This is a genomic window from Heliomarina sp. (assembly GCF_052826185.1).
This window is the reverse complement of the sequence record NZ_JBRBUI010000045.1, coordinates 375,597-398,494: the sequence shown is the minus strand read 5'-3', so window position 1 is coordinate 398,494 and position 22,898 is coordinate 375,597. Positions and strand designations below refer to the sequence as shown.

Genomic DNA, 22,898 nt, shown 5'->3' with positions numbered 1-22,898 from the left:
CCGCGCTCACGGCTCCCGGCTCAGTGCAGGTTATGCTGCGCGCCGGTGCCTTCCTCGTCCATCAGCCCCACACCGCTCCGGAACCGGTCCAGCCGCAGCTTTGCCGCCACCGGATGCGGTCGATCCGTCGCGATCAGATGGGCAAGACAATTGCCGGATCCCGGCACCGCCTTGAAACCGCCGTAACACCAGCCACAATCAAGGTAGAGTCCTTCGGTATCGGTCTTGTCGATGATCGGCGATCCATCGGGCGTCATGTCCATGATTCCGCCCCAGGACCGCAGCACCTTCGCCTTGCCGATCATCGGCATCAGCGTCATGCCCGCTTCCATCACATGTTCGACCAGAGGCAGGTTTCCCCGCGCGGCATAGGACGCATACATGTCGAGATCACCACCAAAGACCAGCCCGCCCTTGTCGGACTGGCTGATATAGAAATGCCCCATGCCAAAGCTCACCACGTGATCGATCACCGGCTTCAGCCCTTCGGAAACGAAAGCCTGCAAAACATGGCTTTCGATCGGCAGCCGCATGCCCGCCATCGCCGCGACCTGCCCTGACCGCCCGGCGACGACGATCGCGACCTTCTTGGCGCGGATCGCCCCGCGCGAGGTCTGGACACCGCGCACCTTGCCGTTTTCGATATCGATCCCCGTGACTTCGCAATTCTGGATCAGATCGACACCGCGCTGGTCCGCGCCCCGCGCATAGCCCCAGGCCACGGCATCGTGACGCGCCGTGCCGCCGCGCGGATGCAGCAATCCGCCAAAGACCGGAAAGCGCACATTGTTGAAATCGAGAAAGGGCAGATATTTGCGCACCCCTTCCCGGTCGAGCAGGATCGCATCATCGCCCTGGTTGATCATCGCGTTGCCGCGCCGGGCAAAGGCATCACGCTGCCCGTCCGAATGGAACAGGTTGATCAGCCCGCGCTGCGAATGCATCACGTTGTAATTCAGCTCTTCTTCGAGCCCTTCCCAGAGCTTGAGCGAATGCGAATAGAATTCGGAGTTGCCCGGCAGGAAATAGTTGGCCCGCACGATGGTCGTGTTCCGGCCCACGTTGCCGCCGCCGATATAACCTTTTTCCAGCACCGCGATGTTTTTCAGCCCATGTTCGGCGGCAAGGTAATACGCCGTCGAAAGCCCATGTCCGCCGCCGCCAATGATCACGATGTCATATTCGGATTTCGGCTCAGGATCGCGCCAGTGAGGTTTCCACCCCTTGTTACCGGTCAGCCCCTCTTTCAGGACCTTCAGGCCGGAAAAACGCATGTCTTACTCCTTGATCGATCGCTGGCGATAGAACCAACTCACACGCCAAGTATCAATGCCTTGCTGTCGCTGCCCTCTGCCTTTTCGACAAATAATTGTCCGCCTGCGACCGATAGAGGCGCAGATGGATTTTCCCGCTATCTCGGTTGAGCCCAGCCGGGCCGGGGCACGCCCTCCGACCCCGCACCACAGAACCTTTCCTGACGCCTCAGAGGCCCTTGGCGCGATAGCTTGCCGCGACCTTGCCGATACTCACAAGATAAGCCGCCGTGCGCAGATCTTGGACATCGTCCCGCGCATGCCAGACCTCGCGCATCGCCTGATAGGCAACGCGCATCGTGTCATCCAAGCCCGAACGCACCAGTTCCAGTTCATCTGCACCGCGCAGGTACTTGGTCTTGAAATCCGGCGACAGGGTCCAGCCCAGTTCCTTGTCCTTGGAGAGTCTCTCGAGTTCCTCGACGATCAGTTGGTGACGGGCCTCTTCCTGACGCCGTCCCATGCGACCAAAGCGAATGTGGCTGAGATTCTTGACCCATTCGAAATAGGACACCGTCACACCACCGGCGTTGGCATACATGTCGGGAATGATGACCACGCCCTTGTCGCGCAGGATATCGTCGCCACCCGCCGTGACCGGCCCGTTCGCGGCCTCGATAATCAGGGGTGCCTTGATCCTGTCGGCATTTCCCATGTTGATCACCCCCTCCAGCGCAGCGGGGATGAGAATGTCGCAGGCGGATTCAAGCACCTTGTTTCCCTGCTCCACATAGGTGCCGTCGCCATAACCTTTCACGCCGCCATGGGTGGCGATCCAGGATCTGACCGCTTCGACATTCAGACCCTTTTCATCGACCAGGGCACCGTCGCGCTCGATAATGCCCGTTATCAGGGCGCCGTCCTCCTCGGACAGGAACTTGGCCGCGTGATAGCCGACGTTACCGAGACCCTGCACGATGATGCGCTTGCCACGCAGCCCGCCACTCAGGCCGGTCTTTGCGACATCTTCGGGATGACGGAAGAACTCCTGAAGCGCATATTGCACGCCGCGCCCCGTTGCCTCGACCCGGCCCTGAATACCGCCAGCATTGATGGGCTTGCCGGTGACACAGGCGCGCGCGTTGATATCGGTGGTATTCATCCGCGCATATTGATCCGCAATCCATGCCATCTCGCGCTCGCCCGTGCCCATGTCGGGCGCAGGCACGTTCTGGCTTGGATGGATCAGGTCCCGCTTGGCCAGCTCATAGGCGAAACGCCGGGTGATCAGTTCAAGTTCGTGTTCCTCGTATTCCCGCGGATCGATGCAGAGGCCGCCCTTGGAGCCGCCGAACGGCGCGTCCACCAGCGCGCATTTATAGGTCATCAGCGCAGCCAGCGCCTCGACCTCGTCCTGGTTCACGCCCAGCGAATAGCGGATGCCGCCCTTGACCGGTTCCATATGTTCGGAATGCACCGAGCGATACCCCGTAAAGGTATGGATCTGTCCCCGCAGCCGCACCCCGAAGCGGACCGTATAGGTTGCATTGCAAACACGGATCTTTTCCTCAAGCCCGGCGGGCAGCTTCATCAGGGCGACAGCCCTGTTGAACATGAGATCCACACTCTCGCGAAAGCTCGGTTCCTTGGAATGCTGCAACATGGTGCCTCCCTTTCATTCTCCTCAGGGTCAAGTTGAGCCCAGATTTGGCAATCAAACAATGACGACTTAGTGAAAATCTGCCGAAATCCGGCGACGATTCGCTGATTTGCGGGCAAAGGGGTGGCCGGGCGACGCCCTCTTTCTGTCGCTGTTGCCGATCCAGAAACAGAGCGAGACCGACAGGTTGATCGTCGCAGCCCGGTCCGTAAACCCCCAGCTTTAGGCAGTCTTCCGCCCAAATTAGGCCATTATCGACCCGCAAAAAGGCTGGGACGGATTGCACCCAAACGACTTGAGCTGCCCGAGGTCGAAAGAGGTAAGTTATGATCACAAAAGATGACTCGAAAACTACCCTGAAGTTTCCGACGCCCGAAATTGCAAAGGGCAGACTGACCCGCCGACTATGCCGTTTCAAACGGGATGAGAGCGGATCAATCATGATTCTGGCCGTATACATGTTGATCATGCTTTTCATGGTGGCAGGGATCGGCATCGACCTGATGCGATTTGAGCGTGACCGCTCCGCGCTTCAATATACCTTGGACCGCGCGGTTCTTGCCGCGGCTGACCTTGAGCAGACACTGGATCCGACCGCCGTCGTCGAAGACTATTTTGCCAAATCAGGTTATGCCGAGTACCTGACGGGCGTCTATCCAAAAGAGGGCTTCGGCTACCGCTCGGTTTCCGCAACGGCTACGGCAGATGTCGCCACCCAGTTCATGCACATGACGGGCGTCGACTCGCTCTCTGCCGGCGCAAGAGGCACGGCGGAAGAACGTATCGGGGCCATTGAGATCTCGCTCGTTCTAGACCTCTCCGGCTCGATGAACCGCAATAACCGTCTGAACAACCTAAAAGTATCGGCAAAGCAATTCGTCACCACGCTGCTTGGCGGCGTTGACGAACATGGCGCCTCGTCCATTTCGATCATTCCCTACGCCACACAGGTCAATGTGGGTGAATCCCTGCTAAGCAAGTTCAACGTCTCGGAGGAGCACAACTATTCCCACTGCGTGAACTTCATAGCCGAGCAGTTCAAGAAGGCGGATCTGCTGACCACGGACGCCCTTGAACGCACGGCTCATTTCGACCCTTTCACCTATAGCGAAACGCCGATTTCGATGCCGGTCTGCCCGGTTCGCCCCGGCACCGCGATCCTGCCGCTGAACAACAACCTCTCGGAACTGCACGCCTATATCGACAGCATGACCGCCCAGGGGAACACCTCGATCGACATGGGCATGAAGTGGGGCGCGGTGATGCTGGACCCGAGCATTCGTGAACCTGTCAACGACCTGATCGACGAAGGCGTGATCGTGGAAGAATTCGCAGGTCGCCCGCTGGCCTATAACAACGGCGAAGTGCTCAAGATCATCGTGTTGATCTCGGACGGTGAAAACACCGATCAGTATTACCTGAACCCGCATCTGCGCACCGGCGACTCGGATGTCTGGTACAACGCGGATGCCAACCGCTACAGCACCTATCATTCTGAGGGTAATCCCAACTTTTACTGGCCGCACCGCGACGACTGGGAAGACCACCCTTACGGCGACGAGGAATGGGGCGACGCTGTCCGCCTGACCTACCCCGAACTGCTCAATCGTGCGTCGCTTTCCTACATTGCGAACAACATGTACGGCCACACCCACAGCGCTCCGGGCCGGTGGTTCTCGGCGGCCTATGCCAAGCGCGAAGCCTCGGCCAAGAACCAGTTCACCAAGCAGGTCTGCCGTGCCACCAAGGACCAGGGCGTGATCGTCTACACCATCGGTCTCGAAGCGCCCAGGGTCGGTCTCAAGACGCTCAAGGACTGTGCAAGCTCCGACAGTCATTTCTTTGAGGTTGAAGGCCTTGATATTGCCGATGCATTCTCGGCAATCGCGACCTCGATCCGCAAACTGAGGTTGACCCAATGATCCGCTCCATCTCTGCCAAATTGGGCAAGTTCTGGCGCAAGGAAGACGGGCACGCCGTTGTCGAATTCGCGCTTACCTTCCCCGCCATGCTTGTCCTTTTGCTCTCGGGCATCGAACTGGGCATGGTCTCTCTCCAGCACGCCATGCTGGAACGGGCGATGGACCAGACGGTGCGCGACATTCGCCTGAGTACCGGCACCGCGCCGCAGCATGACGAAATCAAACGCCTGCTCTGCGAACGCTCGGGTTTCATCTCGAACTGCAACAACAACATGCTGCTCGAAATGGTACAGCTCAATCCGCGCAACTGGAGCGGTATCTCGGCCACGGCGAGTTGCACCGACCAGTCGGAAGAGGTTCAGCCCAAGGTCGAATTCAAGAATGACGCGCTGGAAAATGACCTCATGATCCTGCGAGCCTGCGTAAAGGTCGATCCAATCTTCCCGACGACCGGGCTTGGCAAGAATGTAGCCAAAGACGGTGCAGGTCAGTTCGCACTCGTTTCCATCTCTGCTTTCGTTCAGGAGCCCAACTAGGTCATGACACGTTCCATCCTGAAAGCTCGCGCCAAAGCATTTATTGACGATCAGTCCGGCAACATCACCGTTGAATTCGTCCTAGCCATGCCCATCCTATTCTGGGCGTTCATGGCCTGCTATGTCTTCTTCGACGGGTATCGCCAGAGTGCGGCCAACCTCAAGGCTGCCTACACCATCAGCGACCTCGTCTCGCGTGAGACCGAAGGCATCAACGACGCATATGTCGACAGCATGTCCAACGTTCTCCAGCTCATGACGCGCGAAAATGCCAAGGTCGACCTGCGCCTGTCGGTCATCCGCTGGGATGAAGAGGACGACCGCTATTACCTCGACTGGTCCGCGAACCGTGGCTTTGAAAGCGCCTTGACCAACGCGAACATCGCAGAGATCGAAAACCGGCTTCCAAAGATGCCCAACAACGAACGGGTGATCCTTGTTGAGACCCACAACCGGTTCATGCCGCTCTTCAACATCGGGCTTGGCGAAGTCAATCTCGACAACTTTGTCTTCACCCGCCCCCGCTTCGTTTCGCAGCTCGTCTGGGAAACGCCCGACGACTATCTTGAAGACAACGCGACGGACGACCCGATTTAATACCTCAAATCGAGCTCATGATGACACCCGCGCCCATTGGTGCGGGTGTTTTCATTTCCGATCCGCGATCATCGCCGCAAGCAGATCGGCCATGACGCGGGACTGGTGTCCGGGCACTACGCCGCCGATCCCGATGCGGCGGCCGAGGCACCACCAGAGGCCGGGCTGCCAGCGCCGCTGACCGGGCGATTTCAGCGTGATCAGAAAGCCGTTCGAGGGTTTGAACGCAAGGAACCCACGGTCAATTGCCTCGATTTGGTCGACCTTCGCTATGACTTCGCCTTCGCTGCTGCGGAGTTCGGTTTCCGTCAGTTCAAGGCTTTGACCGGTCGCGCGCTGCATCTTGCGCGCCGACCAGAACGCCGCCCCACCGATGACGATCAGGGCAAATTGCCATTTCGGCTCGGGCGGCGAGGCAAAGGCGACATAGATCGAGATCATGCCGATCAGGGATTGCATCAGCACCCCCATCCAGCGCCGCACCGGCGATGGTGTCACGACCGCGAGAATTTCCCCGTTCATCCAAGTCTCCTGCCCTGTATCGCCGCGCGTTTAGCCTGAATGACGCGAAGCGAACAGGCTAATTCGCGGTGCCGCGACGGACCGTGACCTCGGCGCCCCGCTCTTCCGGTTCGTCATCGACCATTTCCGCCGGAAAGCCCGGGGCGCGAATGTCGAGCGCGGTCGCGTCCTCGAGACGGCGGATGATGTTCGGCGACAGCTCACGCGGGCCATAGCGGTCGATCCCGTCCTGAAAGATGGAGATGAGCAGAGGGTTGAGATCGAGCGGCACCCCTGCCCTGTCCGCCACCGACTGGAACAGGCCGATGTCCTTGGCGACCAGATCCATGGTGAAGGATATGTCGCGGCTGCCGTTCAGGATCACCTGGCTTTCGGTTTCATGCACAAAGCTGGTGCCCGAGGAGATACGGATCGCCTCGTAGGCGGTGGCAAGATCCATGCCTGCGCCCTTGGCGACGGTCAGCGCCTCCGCGCAGCTTACGAGGTTGGCCGTCGCAAGGTAATTGGTGATTACCTTGAGAATGCTTGCGCTGCCGAGCGCGCCGGTGTGCAGCACCCGCCGCCCCATGATTGTCAGAAGCGGCAGTACCCGGTCAAAGGTGTCGCGGTCGCAGCCCGCGAAGATCGAGATATTGCCGGTATCCGCCCGATGGCAGCCACCCGAGACCGGGCAATCCACCGCCGCGCCGCCCTTTTCGATGACCAAGGCGCCAAGGCGGCGGATCTCGGCCTCATCCGTGGTGGACATTTCGAGCCATGTCTTGCCTTGCGTGACCTCGGGCAGCATTTCCGTCATCACGGCATCCGACGCCGCCGGGCTTGGCAGACAGGTGATGACCACATCACTGTCGCGCATGATAGCCGCCGCGTCCGCCGCCTTCGTTGCGCCCTTTTCCACTGCCTTGTCGACCAGCGCAGAGTTCAAATCGAAAACGCTGACCGCTACCCCGTTCCTGATGAGGCTGCCCGACAGCTTGCCTCCGACATTGCCCAAACCGATAAATCCGACCCGCATATTCCGTCTCCTGACCCTGTTTCACGGTTCAGCCTGCGGGTGGCTGTGCAGCGGTTCACCTCTGTTTGCGACTTTTCCTGTCAGCGAGCTGAGAATTTCGTCGCTCTGCCCATCTTATAACCGATCCCAAATCTGACGGGATTAAGGCAGCGTCCGGTGCGATTTCCGACCAATAAATAAACCATCAAGCGCAATCGGCGATACTGTTTCCGAATACCTCATAAATAACTGGAAAATACGGCCAAAATTGCCATAATCCTCGCAACGAGAACGCTGGCCGCGTAAACAGAGAGCGTGAGTTTTTCACGAGTTTCTTTGTTAATGGCGCGCGGCGGGACGGACATTTACCGGACCCGCCGCACGGTCAGAAAATTTAAGCCGAAACCCTTTGGAGAGCGGTATGATTTCTGTGCACAACCTGTACACCCCCCGTACATCGGCCGAGGATAATTCCATCCTCAATTCAGTCCTTGCACAGGTTTCGTCCGAAGAGGAAAGCACGCCCGAGACGCCGCCAGCCGCGAAACCCGTGCAATGGCGCCTGCCCGGTTTCGAGGGCAAATGCCGGGTTGCAACGAATTTCGGCGATCTGCCGATCGAGGCGCTTCGCAAACGCGACATGGTCAGAACGCTGTCGGGGGCTTATCGCGAGGTAAAATGGGTCGATGCGATCCGGCTTGACGTGGAATTCCTTGAACGCCACCCCGAGGCCGCACCGGTTCAACTGCAACCGAAATCACTGGCCGGTGCCTTTCCGCGTGAAACGATGCTAGTGTCGCCCGGTCAGAGCATCTGTGCCCCGCGCGACGGGGGCAGCAACAGTTTGATGCGGGCGGGCGATCTGCTGAGCCGTCCCAACATCATGCGTGCCCAGCGGGCCGAGGTGACCTATTACCGGTTCCACTGCGGTCAGAATGAAATCATCAGCATTGGCGGCGGGTGGTTCGCAACCGGTCCCGAAGACTGACCTCACTTGCGCGATTGCGCACAGACGGGGTGAAATCGCGCGGATTGATCTGCGCCATTGCAGGTATATCTTGGCGGCAACTGCACTCTTTGAGAGGTTGACCATCATGTCCCTGAGACCAACGCTAGAGACCCGCAAAGCCGTTCCGACCATGGAAGGCGCGGGTGTGAAACTGCACCGGGCCTTCGGTTTTCAGGACCCGTCCGAACTGGACCCGTTCCTGCTTTTCGACGACTTCCGGAATGAACGCCCCGAGGATTTCCTGCGCGGCTTTCCATGGCACCCGCATCGCGGGATCGAAACCATCACCTATGTGCTGTCCGGCACCGTGGAACATGGCGATTCACTGGGCAACACCGGCACGCTTGGCGCGGGCGACGTTCAGTGGATGACCGCCGGGTCCGGCATCATGCATCAGGAGATGCCGCAGGGGAATGCGCAAGGCCAGATGCACGGGTTCCAGCTTTGGGGGAACCTGCCGGCCGCGCAGAAGATGACCGCGCCGCGCTACCAAGACGTGAAGTCGAAAGAGATCCCCGAGGTCATCGACGACGACGGCACCGTGGTGCGCGTGGTCGTGGGTGAATTCTGGGGCAAGACCGGCCCGGTCGACGGGATCGCCGCCGATCCGCAGTATCTTGATATATCGATCCCTGCCGGGGTGAAAAAGACATTCAAGATCGACACTTATCGCCGGGCTTTCGCCTATATTTTCGAAGGCGCTGCGGCTTTTGCGGATGCTTCCGATCCGTCGGGCGTGCTGCTTGAAAAGGAAGTCGCGGGCGAAGAAGTGAACATCCGCGACATGTCGGGCAACCGGACCTTGGTGCGGTTTGGCACAGGTGACGAGGTGACGGTTCAGGCCGGTGAAGAAGGCGTACGCTTTCTGTTGATATCGGGCGCCCCGATTGCCGAACCGGTCGCTTGGCACGGGCCGATCGTGATGAACACGCGCGAAGAGCTGCGTCAGGCGATGGCAGAGCTGCGCAACGGGACGTTCATCCGGCCCGCACACTGATACGACCTGCCGCCGTGCCGGACTGATCCGGTGCGGCGGTTTTGCCTACGCATGGCCCATCGCCTGCCGGACCATGTTCCAGTAGATCGTTTCGACCTCTTCCAGTGAGAGACGCCCGCTGTCGCGATACCATGTATTGATGCCGTTCAGCATGGCGATCACCGCTCGTGTGGCAATCTTGGTATCGGGTATGCTGAAAATCCCTTCTTCCACGCCGGTGCGCAGGACGGCTTCAAGCTCCATCTCGTAGGTGCGGCGCAGATCCTCGATGGCGGCAAAGTTCTCTTCCGTCAGGTTGCGCAGCTCCATATAGGCAATGAAGACCGCCTCGGGTCGGGCGAGGTGGAACCGGATGTGGAAACGCACGAAATCCTCAAGCCGGTCGAGCGTATCGGCAGGCTTTTCCCGCGTGGCGCGGGTTTGCAGAAGCTCGCGCAGGTGCTCTTCCATCAGCGAAAACAGAAGCGTCTGCTTGTCGGGGATGTAGTTATATAGCGCGCCCGCCTGCACGCCGACCTCGCCTGCAATCTGGCGCATGGAGACGGCAGCAAACCCGTGTTGCGCAAAAAGGCTGAGCGCCGTCGTGCGGATACGGGGGCCGGTTATGTCGGAATGTGATCCCTGGGTGCGTGCCATGGCGCGACGATAACTGAACATTCGTTCAGAAAGAAGCCTCGCTTGCCTATTGCCGTAGAAAGGTTCAGAAAACGGTTGGTCACCAGTGAATATCAGGGCATGGCATATGCGGTTTTCTATCCTTCGCGGGCGGGTCGTTATCCTGTTCCTGACGGGACTTTCGCTGGCAGGCTGCATCAATGTGCCGGAACTGGGCGAGCGCAACCTTGGCGCACTGCGGGATGCGGATTACCCGGAGCTTCGCCCGCTGGGTCCGCTGCTCGGCTCCCAGACCGACCCGAGCGAACAATCGCAGGATCTGAGCAACGATCTCATGGCGCGACGCGCCTCGCTTGAGGCACGGGCGGCTAGTCTGCGTGGCGAAGTTCTGAGCCCCGCGGACGAAGAGCGCCTGAAACAAGGCGTCACCGAATAAACCAAAGCGCTGCCACGTTGCACCCTTACGCCGAACCGGCTAAGGCACGTCGAAACGTGGAAAAGAGGATGAAACATGACGACACCATTGCGCCTGGGTATTGCGGGATTGGGCACGGTTGGTGTTGGCGTGGTGCGGATCGTGCGGACGCATGCGGCGCTTTTGCAGGCGCGGACCGGGCGCGACATCCAGATCGCGGCCGTTTCAGCCCGCGACCAGTCGCGAGACCGGGGCATCAACCTTAATCATTACGCATGGGAGAGCGATCCCGTGGCGCTGGCCAAGCGTTACGATATCGACATCTATGTCGAGTTGATGGGCGGCGCCGACGGCCCCGCGCTGGACTCGGTTCGCGCAGCGCTTGAGAGCGGCAAGGACGTGGTGACGGCGAACAAGGCGATGCTGGCGATGCATGGCTTTGAGCTGGCGAAACTGGCCGAGGAAAAAGGTCGAATCATCCGTTTCGAAGCGGCGGTCGCGGGCGGTATCCCGGTGATCAAGGCACTGAACGAAGGCCTTGCGGGGAACGAGATCACCCGTGTCATGGGCGTGATGAATGGCACCTGCAACTATATCCTGACCCGGATGGAAAGCGCCGGTCTGCCCTATGCGACCGTGTTTCAGGAGGCCAGCGATCTTGGCTATCTCGAAGCCGATCCGACGCTAGACGTGGGCGGGATCGACGCCGGGCACAAGCTGGCGCTTTTGTCGGCCATCGCCTTTGGCACCCGGCCCGATTTCAGCGGCATGGAGCTGGAGGGGATCGAGCGGATTTCAATCGACGATATCCGGCAGGCGGCGGACATGGGCTATCGCATCAAGCTATTGGGCGTGGCGCAGCGCACGGGGCGCGGGCTGGAACAGCGGATGCAGCCCTGTCTTGTGCCGATGGAATCGCCGCTGGGCCAGCTTGAGGGCGGCACCAACATGGTGGTCATCGAAGGCGATGCGGTCGAGCAGATCGTGCTGCGCGGCCCCGGTGCCGGACAGGGACCGACGGCAAGCGCGGTGATGGGCGATGTCTGCGATCTGGCGCGCGGTTTCCGCATGCCGACCTTCGGGCGTCCCGCCGATATGCTTGACGAATTGCCCGCCGCGATGTCGAGCCTGCCCGCGCCCTATTACCTGCGCATGGGTCTGATCGACAAACCCGGCGCTCTCGCCAAGATCGCGATGATCCTTGGCAATTCCGGCGTCTCTATCGACCGAATGCGGCAATATTCTCATTCCGCAACCTCGGCCCCGGTGCTGATCGTCACCCACAAGACGACGCGCTCTGCCCTGGATGAGGCATTGGCGGCGATGGAAAGCACCGATGTCATCGCTTCGGCCCCTGTCGCGTTGCGGATTGAAAGCGTATAGAGATCAATAAGATGATGATTGCCCTTCAGGAGATTGCAAATGACCAGTAATGTCGAATTTCATGACCGCATGTTATCGCTGGGCCTTGCCCGTGTCGCGGAACAGGCGGCGCTGGCCTCGGCCTCGCTTGTCGGGCGCGGCGACGAGAAAGCCGCCGACCAGGCCGCGGTAAACGCGATGCGCGAGCAGCTGAACCTGCTGGACATCAACGGCGTGGTCGTGATCGGCGAAGGCGAGCGTGACGAAGCGCCGATGCTTTACATCGGCGAGGAAGTCGGCACCGGCAAGGGACCGGGCGTGGATATCGCGCTGGACCCGCTGGAAGGCACAACCCTCACCGCCAAGGACATGCCCAATGCGCTGACCGTAATCGCGATGGGGCCGCGCGGGTCGATGCTGCACGCACCAGACGTCTACATGGAGAAACTGGCGATCGGGCCGGGCTATCCGCAGGGGCTGGTCACGCTGGACATGCCGGTGGCAACCCGTATCTCGGCGCTGGCGACGGAAAAGGGCTGCGCGCCCAAGGATATCACCGTCTGCATTCTCGAGCGTCCGCGCCACGAGGAGATGATCACCGAGGTCCGCTCCACCGGGGCGTCGATCCGGCTGATCACCGATGGTGACGTGGCCGGTGTGATGCATTGCGCCGAAAGCGCGACCACAGGCATCGACATGTACATGGGCACCGGCGGCGCGCCCGAGGGCGTGCTGGCGGCAGCGGCGTTGAAGTGCATGGGCGGCCAGATCGAAGGCCGGCTGTTGTTCCGCAACGACGACGAAAAGGGCCGCGCGGAAAAGGCCGGGATTACCGATCTGAACCGTGTCTACAGCCGCGACGAGATGGTGACCGAAGACGTGATCTTTGCCGCGACCGGTGTGACCAGCGGTACGCTGTTGCCCGGTATCCGGCGCGAGCCCGGCTGGCTGACCACCACCACCCTGCTGATGCGTTCCAAAACCGGGTCGGTCCGGCGCATGGAATACCGCACCCCGGTCGAGTAAACCGCGACGGGCACCGCCCGGGGGGCTGTCGGAGCCTCCGGCGGGGATATTTTGAAACCCAAAGAAGGGGGGCTCGATCCGGGCCCCTCCTGTTTTCGGGGAGAGGTTGTCTTGGCCTATCTTGGTGTCGAAACATCCCTGACCGGCCGCCGCTGGGTCGGGCCGACCATCGAGGTTGAACGCGCGTCGGAGGCGCTGGAACAGGCGACCGGCCTGCCGCGTCCGCTCTGCCAGGTGCTGGCGCGGCGCGGCGTGCCGGCCTCGGAAGCCATTGGGTTCCTGGCACCGAAACTGCAGGACTTGCTGCCGGATCCTCACCTTTTCAAGGACATGGAAAAGGCAGCGGCGCGCTTCCTTGCGGCAGTCAACCGGCGCGAACGGATCGCGATCTTTGCGGATTATGACGTGGATGGGGGGTCTTCGGCGGCGCTGCTGCTGGTCTGGCTGCGGGCCGTGGGGATCGAGGCGACGCTTTACGTGCCGGACCGGATCGACGAAGGCTATGGGCCGAATGTCGAGGCGATGCAGATGCTGACCGCCGGGCATGACCTGATCGTCTGCGTCGATTGCGGGACCCTGTCACATGAGCCCATCGCGGCGGTCCAGGGCGCCGATGTGCTGGTGATCGATCACCATCTTGGGGGCGAGACGCTGCCCCCTGCCCTTGCCGTCGTGAACCCGAACCGTCAGGACGAAAGCGGTGACCTCGGTTATTTCTGCGCCGCCGGTGTCGTGTTCCTGCTGCTGGTCGAGGTGCGGCGGCAGATGCGGGCCGCCGGCTCGGGGACCGGACCGGACCTGATGGCGATGCTGGATCTCGTGGCACTGGCTACGGTGGCGGATGTGGCGCCATTGATCGGGGCGAACCGGGCGCTGGTCCGGCAGGGGCTGACCGTGATGGCGCGGCGGCAGCGGCCGGGGCTGGTAGCGCTGGCGGATGTGGCGCGTATGGATACGGCGCCGGGCACTTATCATCTTGGTTTCATGCTCGGGCCGCGGGTGAACGCTGGCGGGCGCATCGGCAAGGCGGATCTTGGGGCGCGGCTGCTGGCCAGCGACTCGGAGAGCGAGAGCCGGGCCCTCGCGGCGGAGCTGGACGCGCTGAACACGGAGCGGCGCGATATCGAGGCGAGCGTGCGGGCGGCGGCAATGGCGCAGGCGGAAGAGCGCGGGCTGGATGCGCCGCTGGTCTGGGCGGCGGGCGAAGGCTGGCACCCCGGTGTGGTCGGGATCGTGGCCTCGCGCTTGAAGGAGGCGACCAACCGGCCCGCCATCGTCATCGGTCTTGAAAATGGAATCGGCAAGGGATCGGGGCGCTCGGTCACCGGGGTCGATCTTGGCGCTTCGATCCAGCGCCTTGCCGCCGAAGACCTGCTGATCAAGGGCGGCGGGCACCGTATGGCGGCCGGCCTGACGGTGCGGGAAGACAGGCTGGAAGCGGCGATGGAGCGGCTGAGCGAGCTGCTGGCGAAACAGGGCGCGGGCCAGGCCGGGCCTGCGGATATACGGCTTGACGGGATGGTCATGCCCGGTGCCGCGACACCGGCGCTGATCGAACATATCGAGCAGGCGGGCCCCTATGGCGCCTCGGCCCCTGCCCCGCGATTTGCCCTGCCGGATCTTAAGGTGCGCTTTGCCAAGCGGGTCGGCGAAAGCCACCTGAAGCTGTCGCTGAGCGACGGGATCAACGCAGGAATCGATGCCATTGCATTTGGCGCGTTCGACAGCGCGCTCGGACCCCGGCTGACCGATCACGGCGGCGCGCGGTTCCATTTTGCAGGGCGTCTGGAGATCAATACATGGGGCGGACGCCAGCAGGTTCAACTGCGTCTGGACGATGCGGCGGAGGCCGAAAACAAATAATCTGCGGAAGGTGAATTTTTCTCACTTTTCTCACCGATTTTGTCTTGCGCCTGTCTGCAGCTTTGCCTAATGAGGCGCTCACCAACAGTGGCCCGTTCGTCTATCGGTTAGGACGCCAGGTTTTCAACCTGGAAAGAGGGGTTCGATTCCCCTACGGGCTGCCACTTATCTCCTGAAAGCTTTATTTTGTTGGCGTCTTGGTCCAAATTTGGACCACGAATTTCGGCCCATGGTCCACCTTTCATTTCAGCCATGCGCTTGGAAGCCGCCGTCGCCGCCCCAGGGCGCTGAAATTTCTTCGTGTAGATGCTGGCCGTCTTTGGCTCTGGCCAGCCGAACGAAGCCATCATTTCGTATTCTGTCGCGCCACGCTCAGCCATAAGACTTGCAACCCCTTTCCGAATTCCATGCTGAGAACGCGTTGCAAGCTTCTTTACGACCTCCCGTTTGCCTTTACCCACATCGATCGGGTTTCCCTCCTCATCCTTGGCGTCGATGCAAAGCCCGGTCGCAATGGTCCACTTGCGAACCCGGTTATCAAGTGAGCCGGAGGATGCGAACGGTTTCCCGAGCACGGTGAGCAGATAGGTGTCGCGTTCGTCGTGAAACGCCAATTCCGTAGAAAGAATTTCACCCAAGGGAATCGAAACGAATGCCGAACCCTTTTTCGAAGGTTGCCATTCAAGATAGCGTTCGCCGTCATGCAATGACTCATTGTTTGAGCCGGGGCGATGCATATCGCCAATCCGGCCGTGGCTGTCATAGGCCAAGCAAAACCGAAGCCGCGCCATCGGCTTTGGACCGTGCGTCGCTAAGAATTTTTCAACGTCTTCCACCAACCAAGGGTCCACACCGCCACCGGACACGTGGACGTTCTCCAACCCGAAGACAGGGCTACCCTTGGGATAGCCTCGCTTAACTGCCCATCGATAGACCGCGCGCAGCGCCGTCAGGCATGTGTCAGCGGCGGCCGTGAGGCCTCCGAAACTATCTTGTATGTGAATAAAGCTACTTCCGGGGGATCTGCATCAAGGGCCCCCATGCGCTCGCCGTCGGGATCAAGCGCCTCACAAGCCTGCTTCAATCCGGTCCGACGGCTCGTCAGGGTGCCCTTAGACGAACTTCCAGCGTCAACCTGATTTACTACCCATTTAAGGTTCTTATCACACAATTGATCCGAGAGGAATTCCAGCCTGAGACTACCGTCAGGCTGGACAACCATCGCAGTAGGAGTGAGGCCAACGGCAATCGCGTTCTTGACGGACGCTTGAGTAAGTTTCGGCGCGGACATCCTGGTTCTTCTGACTAACAATCAGGAGGTCGGCTCGTACACAGGTGTCCGGAGGCGATTTTGATCAGGGTTCGATATCTCGGGTTCTGCCACCTTTGAAACAAACCTTAGGTCGATTGCGACCGGTAACCAAGCACTTTGAGGCGTTTTTCGCACCGAAGACGGTCTTTACCGACACAGCAAAAAACCTGCCCACCACGGCGACCAATCGACACCTGCGGCCATTGGCCGGAAGGGACAGCGCTGCTGCGCAGCGTCCCGGAACCATCCGCTCGTGAAACCGCGCAGCGAGATACGATAACAGAACGTCCGCGAGGCGGACGAAACCGTCGTTAGCTCTGGCGTTTGAGGGGGGTCGAGAATACCAGTTACACTTAATCTCATGAGGCGGCGAGATGGAACTCGACAAAGAAACTGTTTGGAGCACGAACGTGAACGACGCGGCGCATGATTTCGCCGAGGCAGTCCGAAGACTGTGTGATGAAATCCAAGTAAACTTGACGATCCGCTGACAAAGATCATGAACGACACAATGACTGAGTTGTGAGATCGAGGTTTCAGCCAGACAGAAATCCGTCAGGCGTTTATTGGTGCGGTTGGTAATCTAGATAGATATGCGGGCGGTGAGGAACGGCGTAGCTGATTGTGTTCTGCTCAGGGCTCCAAGCGGACCTCTGCCCCCGGCACCACAGCGTCCAATACCTTTGCTCGACAATCCCGATCTGGCAATTGCGGGCCTTCTGGCGTCCGGCATGGTGATGGGACTGCCGTTGGCCGTGTTCCTGGTGCTGCCAAGAGTTGCACTGCGGCCGGAAAGCAGGGCCATCGGCATGGGGATCTTCCAAACCTGGCTCTACGTGGGGACCACCTTCATGCCGCCGGTCGCGGGGTGGATGCAGGCGGTCAGCGGATTTCAGGCCTCCCCGTTGACACTCCGCGACGGTTGCCATGCTATCGCAGGCTTTCCGAGCGAGCTCAATTGTCTCCGGAAACCCGCCAGACGATGTCACCGACGTCATCCGCCATCAGGAGCGATTTCCCATCTGGTCCAACTGTAACGCCAACGGGCCGTCCGTAGGCCAATTTCTCATCCTCGGACAGAAAGCCAGAGAGGATATCCCGCGCCGGTCCACTCGGACGACCGTCTTTGAACGGTACGAATATCAGTTTGTAGCCGCTCAACTTTGAGCGGTTCCACGATCCATGTTGGCCGATCACCATACCGGAACCGAAGCCCGGCAACGTTCCTTCGGGCATCCAGCACAGGCCCAGCGATGCGGTGTGGCCGCCGAGCGCATAGTCCGGCGTGATCGCCTTTGCGACCATTTCCGGATCCTGTGGAACGCGATCATCTACGGTCTTGCCCCAATAGCAGTATGGCCAGCCGTAAAATCCGCCATCCTCGACGGAGGTCAGGTAGTCGGGCGGGGTTTCATCGCCAAGTCCGTCCCGTTCATTGACCACTGTCCAGAGTTTGCCCGATACCGGCTCCCACGCCATGCCGACGGCGTTGCGTAAACCAGACGCAAAGATGCGCGCCTGTCCTGAAACGACATCCAGCTCCCAGATGGCCGCGCGACCTTCCTCGGCCTCCATGCCGTCATCCCCGATGTTGGAAAGCGAACCGACACCAGCATAGATTTTGCTGCCATCCGGCGAGACAATCAGGCTACGGGTCCAGTGTCCGTGCGGCTTGAACGCTACCAGTTTCTCTCCTTCCCCGGACAGTGTGGTGTCGCCCGGCGCGTAATCAAAAACTTTGATCCCGTCGGTGTTGCCAAGGTAGAATCGGTTTCCGACCAAGGCCATGCCGAAGGGTTGGTTCTGGTTCTCCACGAATACCTCGCGGATCTCCGCTGTGCCATCCCCGTCAGCGTCGCGCCAAAGCGTGACACGGTTTGCGCTTTCCCCAATTGCCTTGACCCGCCGCATCGTCGCTTGGGCCGCGTGGTCCATCAGCGTCTTGGGCGGCCCGGCCTGCTCCTTGGATTCCGCGATGAGCACATCGCCATTCGGAAGGACCTCGATCCAGCGAGGGTGATCCAAGCCGGTGGCAAAGGCATTGACCTTCAATCCGGGTGCGCAGGTTGGCAGGCGGCCATCTTTCCACCCTTCTGCAACGGGCATCTTCAGGGTCATGATACCCTGTTTGCGCGCGTCAGGAATGTCTGGGTCGGAACCGAACGCCTGATGCGCGGGTAGCCCCCTACGGCGCATGTAGGCAATTGTGCCGCCCACCAATGCGGTTGCTTTTGCAATAAGTTCCATGTCCAAACCTCATTTCTCTCGGCAGACTATCGGAGCTCCTGAGCCAGCGATAGGACTTTCGACTTTGCCACTGAAATCGCAATACCTATCCGCATGCGACGCTATCGGCAGTTGAACTGGCAAAGTGGACTTACAGGTAAAATTGGCCATTGCAGTTGTTCAAAATTGAAACTGGTGCTGCAACGCGCAATACCAATAGCGGAAATGTTTGGTCAGGTTGTAAAAAGACGCCGATAGAGGAACAATTGGTCGCCTGAGTCAGGTGTGTTTCAATCGGTAGCGAAGATCAGAATGGGTCGTCTACTGGAAAAGTCACAGCTGCACTGAATCCGCGGGCTTTTCCAGGCATGGGGGACGTGATTTCCAAAGTGCTGCCAGACTGCTTGCAAAGCCCTTGTACAATTGTAAGGCCGAGGCCAAATCCCTCGGATTTGGTAAGTCCCCGCGAAAACCTTTGCTTAAGACTTTCCAGATCGCTGGCGCTGAGCGCGGCGCAATCGTTGGAAACGACGATAGTACCCGTTTTGCTGGCATCGACAGCTAATTGTGGGCTGCCTTGCGCATGTTTAAGTGCGTTGTCAATAAGGTTGTTAAGAATAATGCCAACGGCATCAGGATCGACTTTGCTGAACCAGACGCCGCGGGGTGGAGAGACGACTAACAGTTCGGGGGAAGGCATACGTGCGCGCAACTCACTCAGCAACAATGTGACAACAGGTGCAATATCACCGTAATCGCTATTGATCCCAAGCCCTGATTGCGCGCGCGACATTTGTAGCAATCGCTCAATCAGGCGCGTCAGTCGTTTAAGGCCATTTTCGATCTCCAATGCGCTTTGTACGGCTTTGGGGTCATCTAATATCGCCCGCAGTCGTTGAACGTGAGAAATACTGATCGCTGCGGGCGTGCGAAGCTCGTGCGCTGCATTCGTGGCAAATTCGCGCTCTGCCGCGATCGTGGCATCAAGCCGCGCCATCATCTTGTCGATTGTATCTATTGCAGGCTCAATCTCTGCAAACGCGCTTCTGCGGTCGATGGGAGAAAGATCGTTGGCATCTTTCGTCGCGATCTCGGCGCTTAGACCGGCAACGACTTTCGCTGCCCGATTGACCGCGAAATAGGCGGCCAGTGCTACGAAGGCCCCCAACAGCAAGAAGCCAGCGATGACGCCGACGACGACATCTGTGATCGCTTCGTTTCGCTCTCGCATAGGGGTTGCTGCTACGACCTTAAACGGCGTGTTGGGCGCATCTACCACGACAATGCGGAAGCCTAATGCGGTGACTAACTCTTCTTCGCTTCGTGCGAAGAAAACGTCATCGTCAGCGCGCGGGGACCGCAGGATCACGTTGCCCGACGGGTCAACGAACCAGAACATCGTCAGTTCATCTTCAGGCAGCAGGCTGGTTTCAAAAAACAAGGGATCAATTCTGTTTCCCGCCATTGACGGATCAAGACCGTCGTTTTGCGCATTCAGAACCTGCAGAACCAGATATGCCTTGCTGGTCAGAGCGATGTCGTGAAGTTCATCGTATTCTTCTTTGACCAAGGAATAGACGAGGACCACACCAAGCACAGCGGCGATTATGCCGGGCAACAACAGCGATGTGATAAGCGTGTTTAACAGGCTGGTTGGGCGTCGGCTCATGGAGACAGCATGTATCCGATACCGCGATGCGTAACGATCAAGTCTTTGCCCAGTTTGGCGCGCAGACGGCTGATATGCGCTTCAAGCGCGTTACTCTCCAGTTCCTCGCCGAAGGCGTAAACCGCGGCTTCCAGGCTGGCTTTCTGCACGATCTTGGTTTTACGCCTTAACAGCGCTTCGAACACTGACCATTCTTTTGCGGTGAGACGGACGGGTTTACCTGCACGTTCAATCCTGTGGTCCGACAAGCAAACCGTTAGGTCACGAAGGCGCACCGTTTGTGCAACTTGGTCGGCGCTGCGGCGGCACACAGTATGAATGCGGGCCTTCACCTCGTCCAGATCGAACGGCTTTATCACATAATCATCTGCACCGCGGTTCAACCCGTCGATCCGATCCGAGACTTTATCGCGTGCCGTGAGAATGATGATCGGCGTGCGAACATGCCGATCGCGCAGCTTACTAAGAAAAGTGAGCCCATCGCCATCAGGTAAATGCAGGTCCAGCAAAACGACATCATATTCCATCGTACTGATGGCGCTTTGCGCCTCGTCCAGTGTGGTGAACCATTCAACGATGTGGAAATCCGCTTCAAGGTGCTCTCGAAGCGGATGGGCAAGCGCTGCCTCATCTTCAATGAGCAATATGCGCATGGGCGGGACAGTGCCTTTCAGAGGTTTTCGACAAGGTATAGTTAAAACCAATGCAGACACCAGTATTGAACAATCTACAAAGAACATACCTGAACAAAATTGGCCGCAAGTTTAATCAGCCTTATCCTCCCCCCGATGTCAGCGCGCGAAAGACAACGCTGGCGATGAAGACACCATTAGCGATGATCACGCACATCGTTGCCAGTGATCCGAGGTCCTTCGCATCACGTGCAAACTCTGCCCAATGGGGGGAAAGGTGGTCGACGATACATTCAATTGCCGTGTTCAGCGCCTCTGCTGCGATTAATGCAAGGAATAGGATAAGTAGGAGGCAGTAATCGCCGATAGTCGCCCCTGCAAGCGCCAGTACCAAAGTGCAAACCGGCAAGGCCAGCAAGATATGGCGGAACGCCGTTTCCTGCCGCAGACGGCGGAGGCCGCCGATGGAATATCCTGCGGCGACGAATAAATGTGCGGCGCCGTGAATGCGTTCGGGTTTGCAACGGGGATTTGGATATAGATCGGTCAATTCGAGGCCACTTTCTGATGGTTCCGGCAGGTTTCGAAAATATCAAGTTCGGGGTTTCGCACATCTGTTTCTATGTCCAGCATTCCCAGAAGAGAGTGGAACAGGTTGTCTTGTGACAGCGGCGCATCCGCCTTGGCAGACAGACAGGCGTTGTCTATGGCGAACTGCTGTTTGAATGTCGGCGACATCCAGAGAATCATGGGCACTTTGGTCTGGTATTCCGGTGCCATGAAATAGGGAGCCCCATGCAGGTATAGCCCGCTTTCCCCCAAAGATTCACCGTGGTCCGACACATAGATCAGCGCCGTGGAAAGCTGGTGCTGCGTTGTCAGAAACTCAATCGTTTCGGCAAGGACGGCATCGGTATAGGCGATGGTATTGTCGTAGGCATTTGTGATCTGTTCCGACGTACAATTCTTAAACTCGGCCCTTCGGCAGGCGGGCGCGAAACGTTCAGCTTCCTCCGGATAGCGAAGATAATAAGTCGGCCCATGGCTGCCGATCTGGTGTAGAACCAGAACCGTGTCCTGGGCGATCGTTTCGGCGAAGTCGCTCAGCTGTTGCAGGAAAATACCGTCCATGCATTCACCCGCCGGGCAATATTCCGCGTTGTCCGTATTGGTAAGCGAACGTTGCGTGACACGTGCCGCGATACCTTTGTCGCCAGTGTTGTTGTCCCACCATTCGACATGCAGCCCGGCATGATCGAACACGTCCAGCACGTTTTGGTGTGATATGCCTTTCTGGAAAGTGTAGTCTTCGCGATTGAACTGCGAGAACATGCAGGGCAATGACGTCGCAGTCGCCGTTCCGCAGGACGTCACATCGTGAAAGCTTGTGACAGGCAGTTGTGCCAGCCGAGGATTTGTGTCGACTGCGTAGCCGTTAAGGCTGAAATTCTGAGATCGCGCCGTTTCGCCCGCGACAACGATAGTCAGCACCGGCTTTCGACCCGGCCCATAGGACGCGCCTTTGACAGCATCTTCGCCAATAGCAGCAACGGTGACATTGGCCGAACGCATCATCATTTTAGCGTAACGGATCGCCCCGACGATCGGCATCCCGGGCTGGAAACTACTCATGTAATCTTTGCGTTCGCGAACAACGGAGGAATAGGTTTTGAGGTCTGTCATCAGCAAACCGGCGGCCAGCGCAAGGCTAAGGGCAGTGGTCAAAATGGGCGTTGCGATGGTTCTAACGGCGCTGAACCGTTTGATCTTAACGCAAGCGACCACAACCGAGGGGACAAGACCGAAAAGCATGACATGGCTGACCAGGTCGATCGTGAACAGGTGTTTAGATTCCGTGATCGTAGTGACCATCACGTTCTGGATCATGTCGCGATCAACGACCACCCCCAAGCTGTCCATGTAATAGGATGTTACAGCACTAAGCAGGATCAGGAAGATGAGGAAGGGTTTGACCGTCCAGGGAAAAGTAAATGGCGCAGAAAGGGTGAGCATCAGGAAGAAGACCGCCGCTACGAACCCGGCAAAGGAGAACGGATGCCCTGAAAAAACCTCAGCCCCGATAGACCAGAACGTTTCGTTGCAGGTCAGGAATATATAGGCCAAGGCGAACACAGTCATCGCGACTGGGGAAAGCGGATAAAGGTTTATCGGCCGTCCGATGGAGCCCTTCAGTTTTTCGATAGGAAGCATCGTGGGAATTTTTCGCTGTTGTTTCAGCGTCACCCAACACGCCAACCTTACCGAAACCTTACGACCGTCCGTTCATG

19 protein-coding genes and 1 tRNA gene are annotated in these 22,898 nt (G+C 59.0%); 10 read left to right on the top strand and 10 right to left on the bottom strand.

The features are described from left to right. Positions 1-20: 20 nt before the first annotated feature. Positions 21-1,274 carry a sarcosine oxidase subunit beta family protein gene (locus tag ACU0FH_RS14135; RefSeq protein ID WP_446195286.1) on the bottom strand — a complete coding sequence of 418 codons (1,254 nt, stop codon included), beginning with the start codon at positions 1,272-1,274 and terminating at the stop codon, positions 21-23. A 208-nt stretch (positions 1,275-1,482) separates the two neighbouring features. Further along, on the bottom strand, positions 1,483-2,916 hold the full coding sequence (locus ACU0FH_RS14130) for a Glu/Leu/Phe/Val family dehydrogenase (protein WP_446195285.1): 1,434 nt from the start codon (positions 2,914-2,916) through the stop codon (positions 1,483-1,485). 437 nt (positions 2,917-3,353) lie between these two features. Between ACU0FH_RS14130 and ACU0FH_RS14125 the strand changes: the two genes are divergently transcribed. Genes ACU0FH_RS14125 through ACU0FH_RS14115 form a run of 3 tightly spaced genes read left to right on the top strand, consistent with a single transcriptional unit; the run spans position 3,354 to position 5,968 of the window. Further along, a complete protein-coding gene (locus tag ACU0FH_RS14125; protein WP_446195284.1) occupies positions 3,354-4,835 on the top strand; it encodes a TadE/TadG family type IV pilus assembly protein in 1,482 nt (493 codons plus the stop codon). Continuing rightward, on the top strand, positions 4,832-5,371 hold the full coding sequence (locus ACU0FH_RS14120; RefSeq protein WP_446195282.1) for a TadE/TadG family type IV pilus assembly protein: 540 nt from the start codon (positions 4,832-4,834) through the stop codon (positions 5,369-5,371). Before ACU0FH_RS14125 ends, ACU0FH_RS14120 begins: the two co-directional genes overlap by 4 nt. 3 nt (positions 5,372-5,374) lie before the next feature. Continuing rightward, positions 5,375-5,968, top strand: a complete 594-nt coding sequence (locus tag ACU0FH_RS14115) for a TadE/TadG family type IV pilus assembly protein (protein ID WP_446195280.1) — start codon at positions 5,375-5,377, stop codon at positions 5,966-5,968. Between the two features lie 51 nt (positions 5,969-6,019). Here ACU0FH_RS14115 and ACU0FH_RS14110 read toward each other — a convergent pair whose 3' ends face one another. Together ACU0FH_RS14110 and ACU0FH_RS14105 are read right to left on the bottom strand one after the other, a co-directional pair. Then, complete coding sequence (locus ACU0FH_RS14110; protein ID WP_446195279.1) at positions 6,020-6,490, bottom strand: hypothetical protein; 471 nt, start codon at positions 6,488-6,490, stop codon at positions 6,020-6,022. Between the two features lie 58 nt (positions 6,491-6,548). Beyond that, positions 6,549-7,505: an NAD(P)-dependent oxidoreductase gene (locus tag ACU0FH_RS14105; RefSeq protein WP_446195278.1), complete on the bottom strand. Its 957-nt coding sequence runs from the start codon at positions 7,503-7,505 to the stop codon at positions 6,549-6,551. 400 nt (positions 7,506-7,905) lie between these two features. Here ACU0FH_RS14105 and ACU0FH_RS14100 point away from each other — a divergent pair, with 400 nt between their 5' ends. Continuing rightward, complete coding sequence (locus tag ACU0FH_RS14100) at positions 7,906-8,472, top strand: Hint domain-containing protein (RefSeq protein WP_446195277.1); 567 nt, start codon at positions 7,906-7,908, stop codon at positions 8,470-8,472. A gap of 106 nt (positions 8,473-8,578) precedes the next feature. Further along, positions 8,579-9,490, top strand: a complete 912-nt coding sequence (locus ACU0FH_RS14095; protein WP_238369184.1) for a pirin family protein — start codon at positions 8,579-8,581, stop codon at positions 9,488-9,490. Between the two features lie 45 nt (positions 9,491-9,535). Here ACU0FH_RS14095 and ACU0FH_RS14090 read toward each other — a convergent pair whose 3' ends face one another. Further along, positions 9,536-10,126, bottom strand: a complete 591-nt coding sequence (locus ACU0FH_RS14090; protein ID WP_446195276.1) for a TetR/AcrR family transcriptional regulator — start codon at positions 10,124-10,126, stop codon at positions 9,536-9,538. A 106-nt stretch (positions 10,127-10,232) separates the two neighbouring features. On the opposite strand from ACU0FH_RS14090, the gene ACU0FH_RS14085 reads away from it, so the two are divergent. The 5 genes from ACU0FH_RS14085 to ACU0FH_RS14065 all read left to right on the top strand — a co-directional run bounded on the left by ACU0FH_RS14085 (position 10,233) and on the right by ACU0FH_RS14065 (position 14,935). Next, entirely contained in the window at positions 10,233-10,541 is a 309-nt protein-coding gene (locus tag ACU0FH_RS14085; RefSeq protein ID WP_446195275.1) for a hypothetical protein, read from the top strand. A 75-nt stretch (positions 10,542-10,616) separates the two neighbouring features. After that, positions 10,617-11,903 carry a homoserine dehydrogenase gene (locus tag ACU0FH_RS14080; protein ID WP_446195274.1) on the top strand — a complete coding sequence of 429 codons (1,287 nt, stop codon included), beginning with the start codon at positions 10,617-10,619 and terminating at the stop codon, positions 11,901-11,903. Positions 11,904-11,942: 39 nt separating this feature from the next. Continuing rightward, positions 11,943-12,908, top strand: coding sequence for a class II fructose-bisphosphatase (glpX, locus tag ACU0FH_RS14075; protein WP_446195273.1), 966 nt, complete (start codon positions 11,943-11,945; stop codon positions 12,906-12,908). Positions 12,909-13,019: 111 nt separating this feature from the next. After that, complete coding sequence (gene recJ, locus ACU0FH_RS14070; protein ID WP_446195272.1) at positions 13,020-14,771, top strand: single-stranded-DNA-specific exonuclease RecJ; 1,752 nt, start codon at positions 13,020-13,022, stop codon at positions 14,769-14,771. A gap of 89 nt (positions 14,772-14,860) precedes the next feature. Next, positions 14,861-14,935, top strand: a tRNA-Glu gene (locus ACU0FH_RS14065). A 2,102-nt stretch (positions 14,936-17,037) separates the two neighbouring features. Here the strand turns inward: ACU0FH_RS14065 and ACU0FH_RS14060 are convergent. The 5 genes from ACU0FH_RS14060 to ACU0FH_RS14040 all read right to left on the bottom strand — a co-directional run bounded on the left by ACU0FH_RS14060 (position 17,038) and on the right by ACU0FH_RS14040 (position 22,821). Further along, entirely contained in the window at positions 17,038-18,330 is a 1,293-nt protein-coding gene (locus ACU0FH_RS14060; protein ID WP_446195271.1) for a PQQ-dependent sugar dehydrogenase, read from the bottom strand. Between the two features lie 286 nt (positions 18,331-18,616). Further along, entirely contained in the window at positions 18,617-19,978 is a 1,362-nt protein-coding gene (locus ACU0FH_RS14055; protein WP_446195270.1) for a sensor histidine kinase, read from the bottom strand. Then, on the bottom strand, positions 19,975-20,631 hold the full coding sequence (locus ACU0FH_RS14050; protein ID WP_446195269.1) for a response regulator transcription factor: 657 nt from the start codon (positions 20,629-20,631) through the stop codon (positions 19,975-19,977). The genes ACU0FH_RS14055 and ACU0FH_RS14050 overlap by 4 nt, the downstream gene beginning before the upstream one ends. Before the next feature lie 121 nt (positions 20,632-20,752). Further along, on the bottom strand, positions 20,753-21,160 hold the full coding sequence (locus tag ACU0FH_RS14045; RefSeq protein ID WP_446195268.1) for a diacylglycerol kinase: 408 nt from the start codon (positions 21,158-21,160) through the stop codon (positions 20,753-20,755). Then, positions 21,157-22,821, bottom strand: coding sequence for a phosphoethanolamine transferase (locus ACU0FH_RS14040; protein WP_446195267.1), 1,665 nt, complete (start codon positions 22,819-22,821; stop codon positions 21,157-21,159). The genes ACU0FH_RS14045 and ACU0FH_RS14040 overlap by 4 nt, the downstream gene beginning before the upstream one ends. Positions 22,822-22,898: the final 77 nt, after the last annotated feature.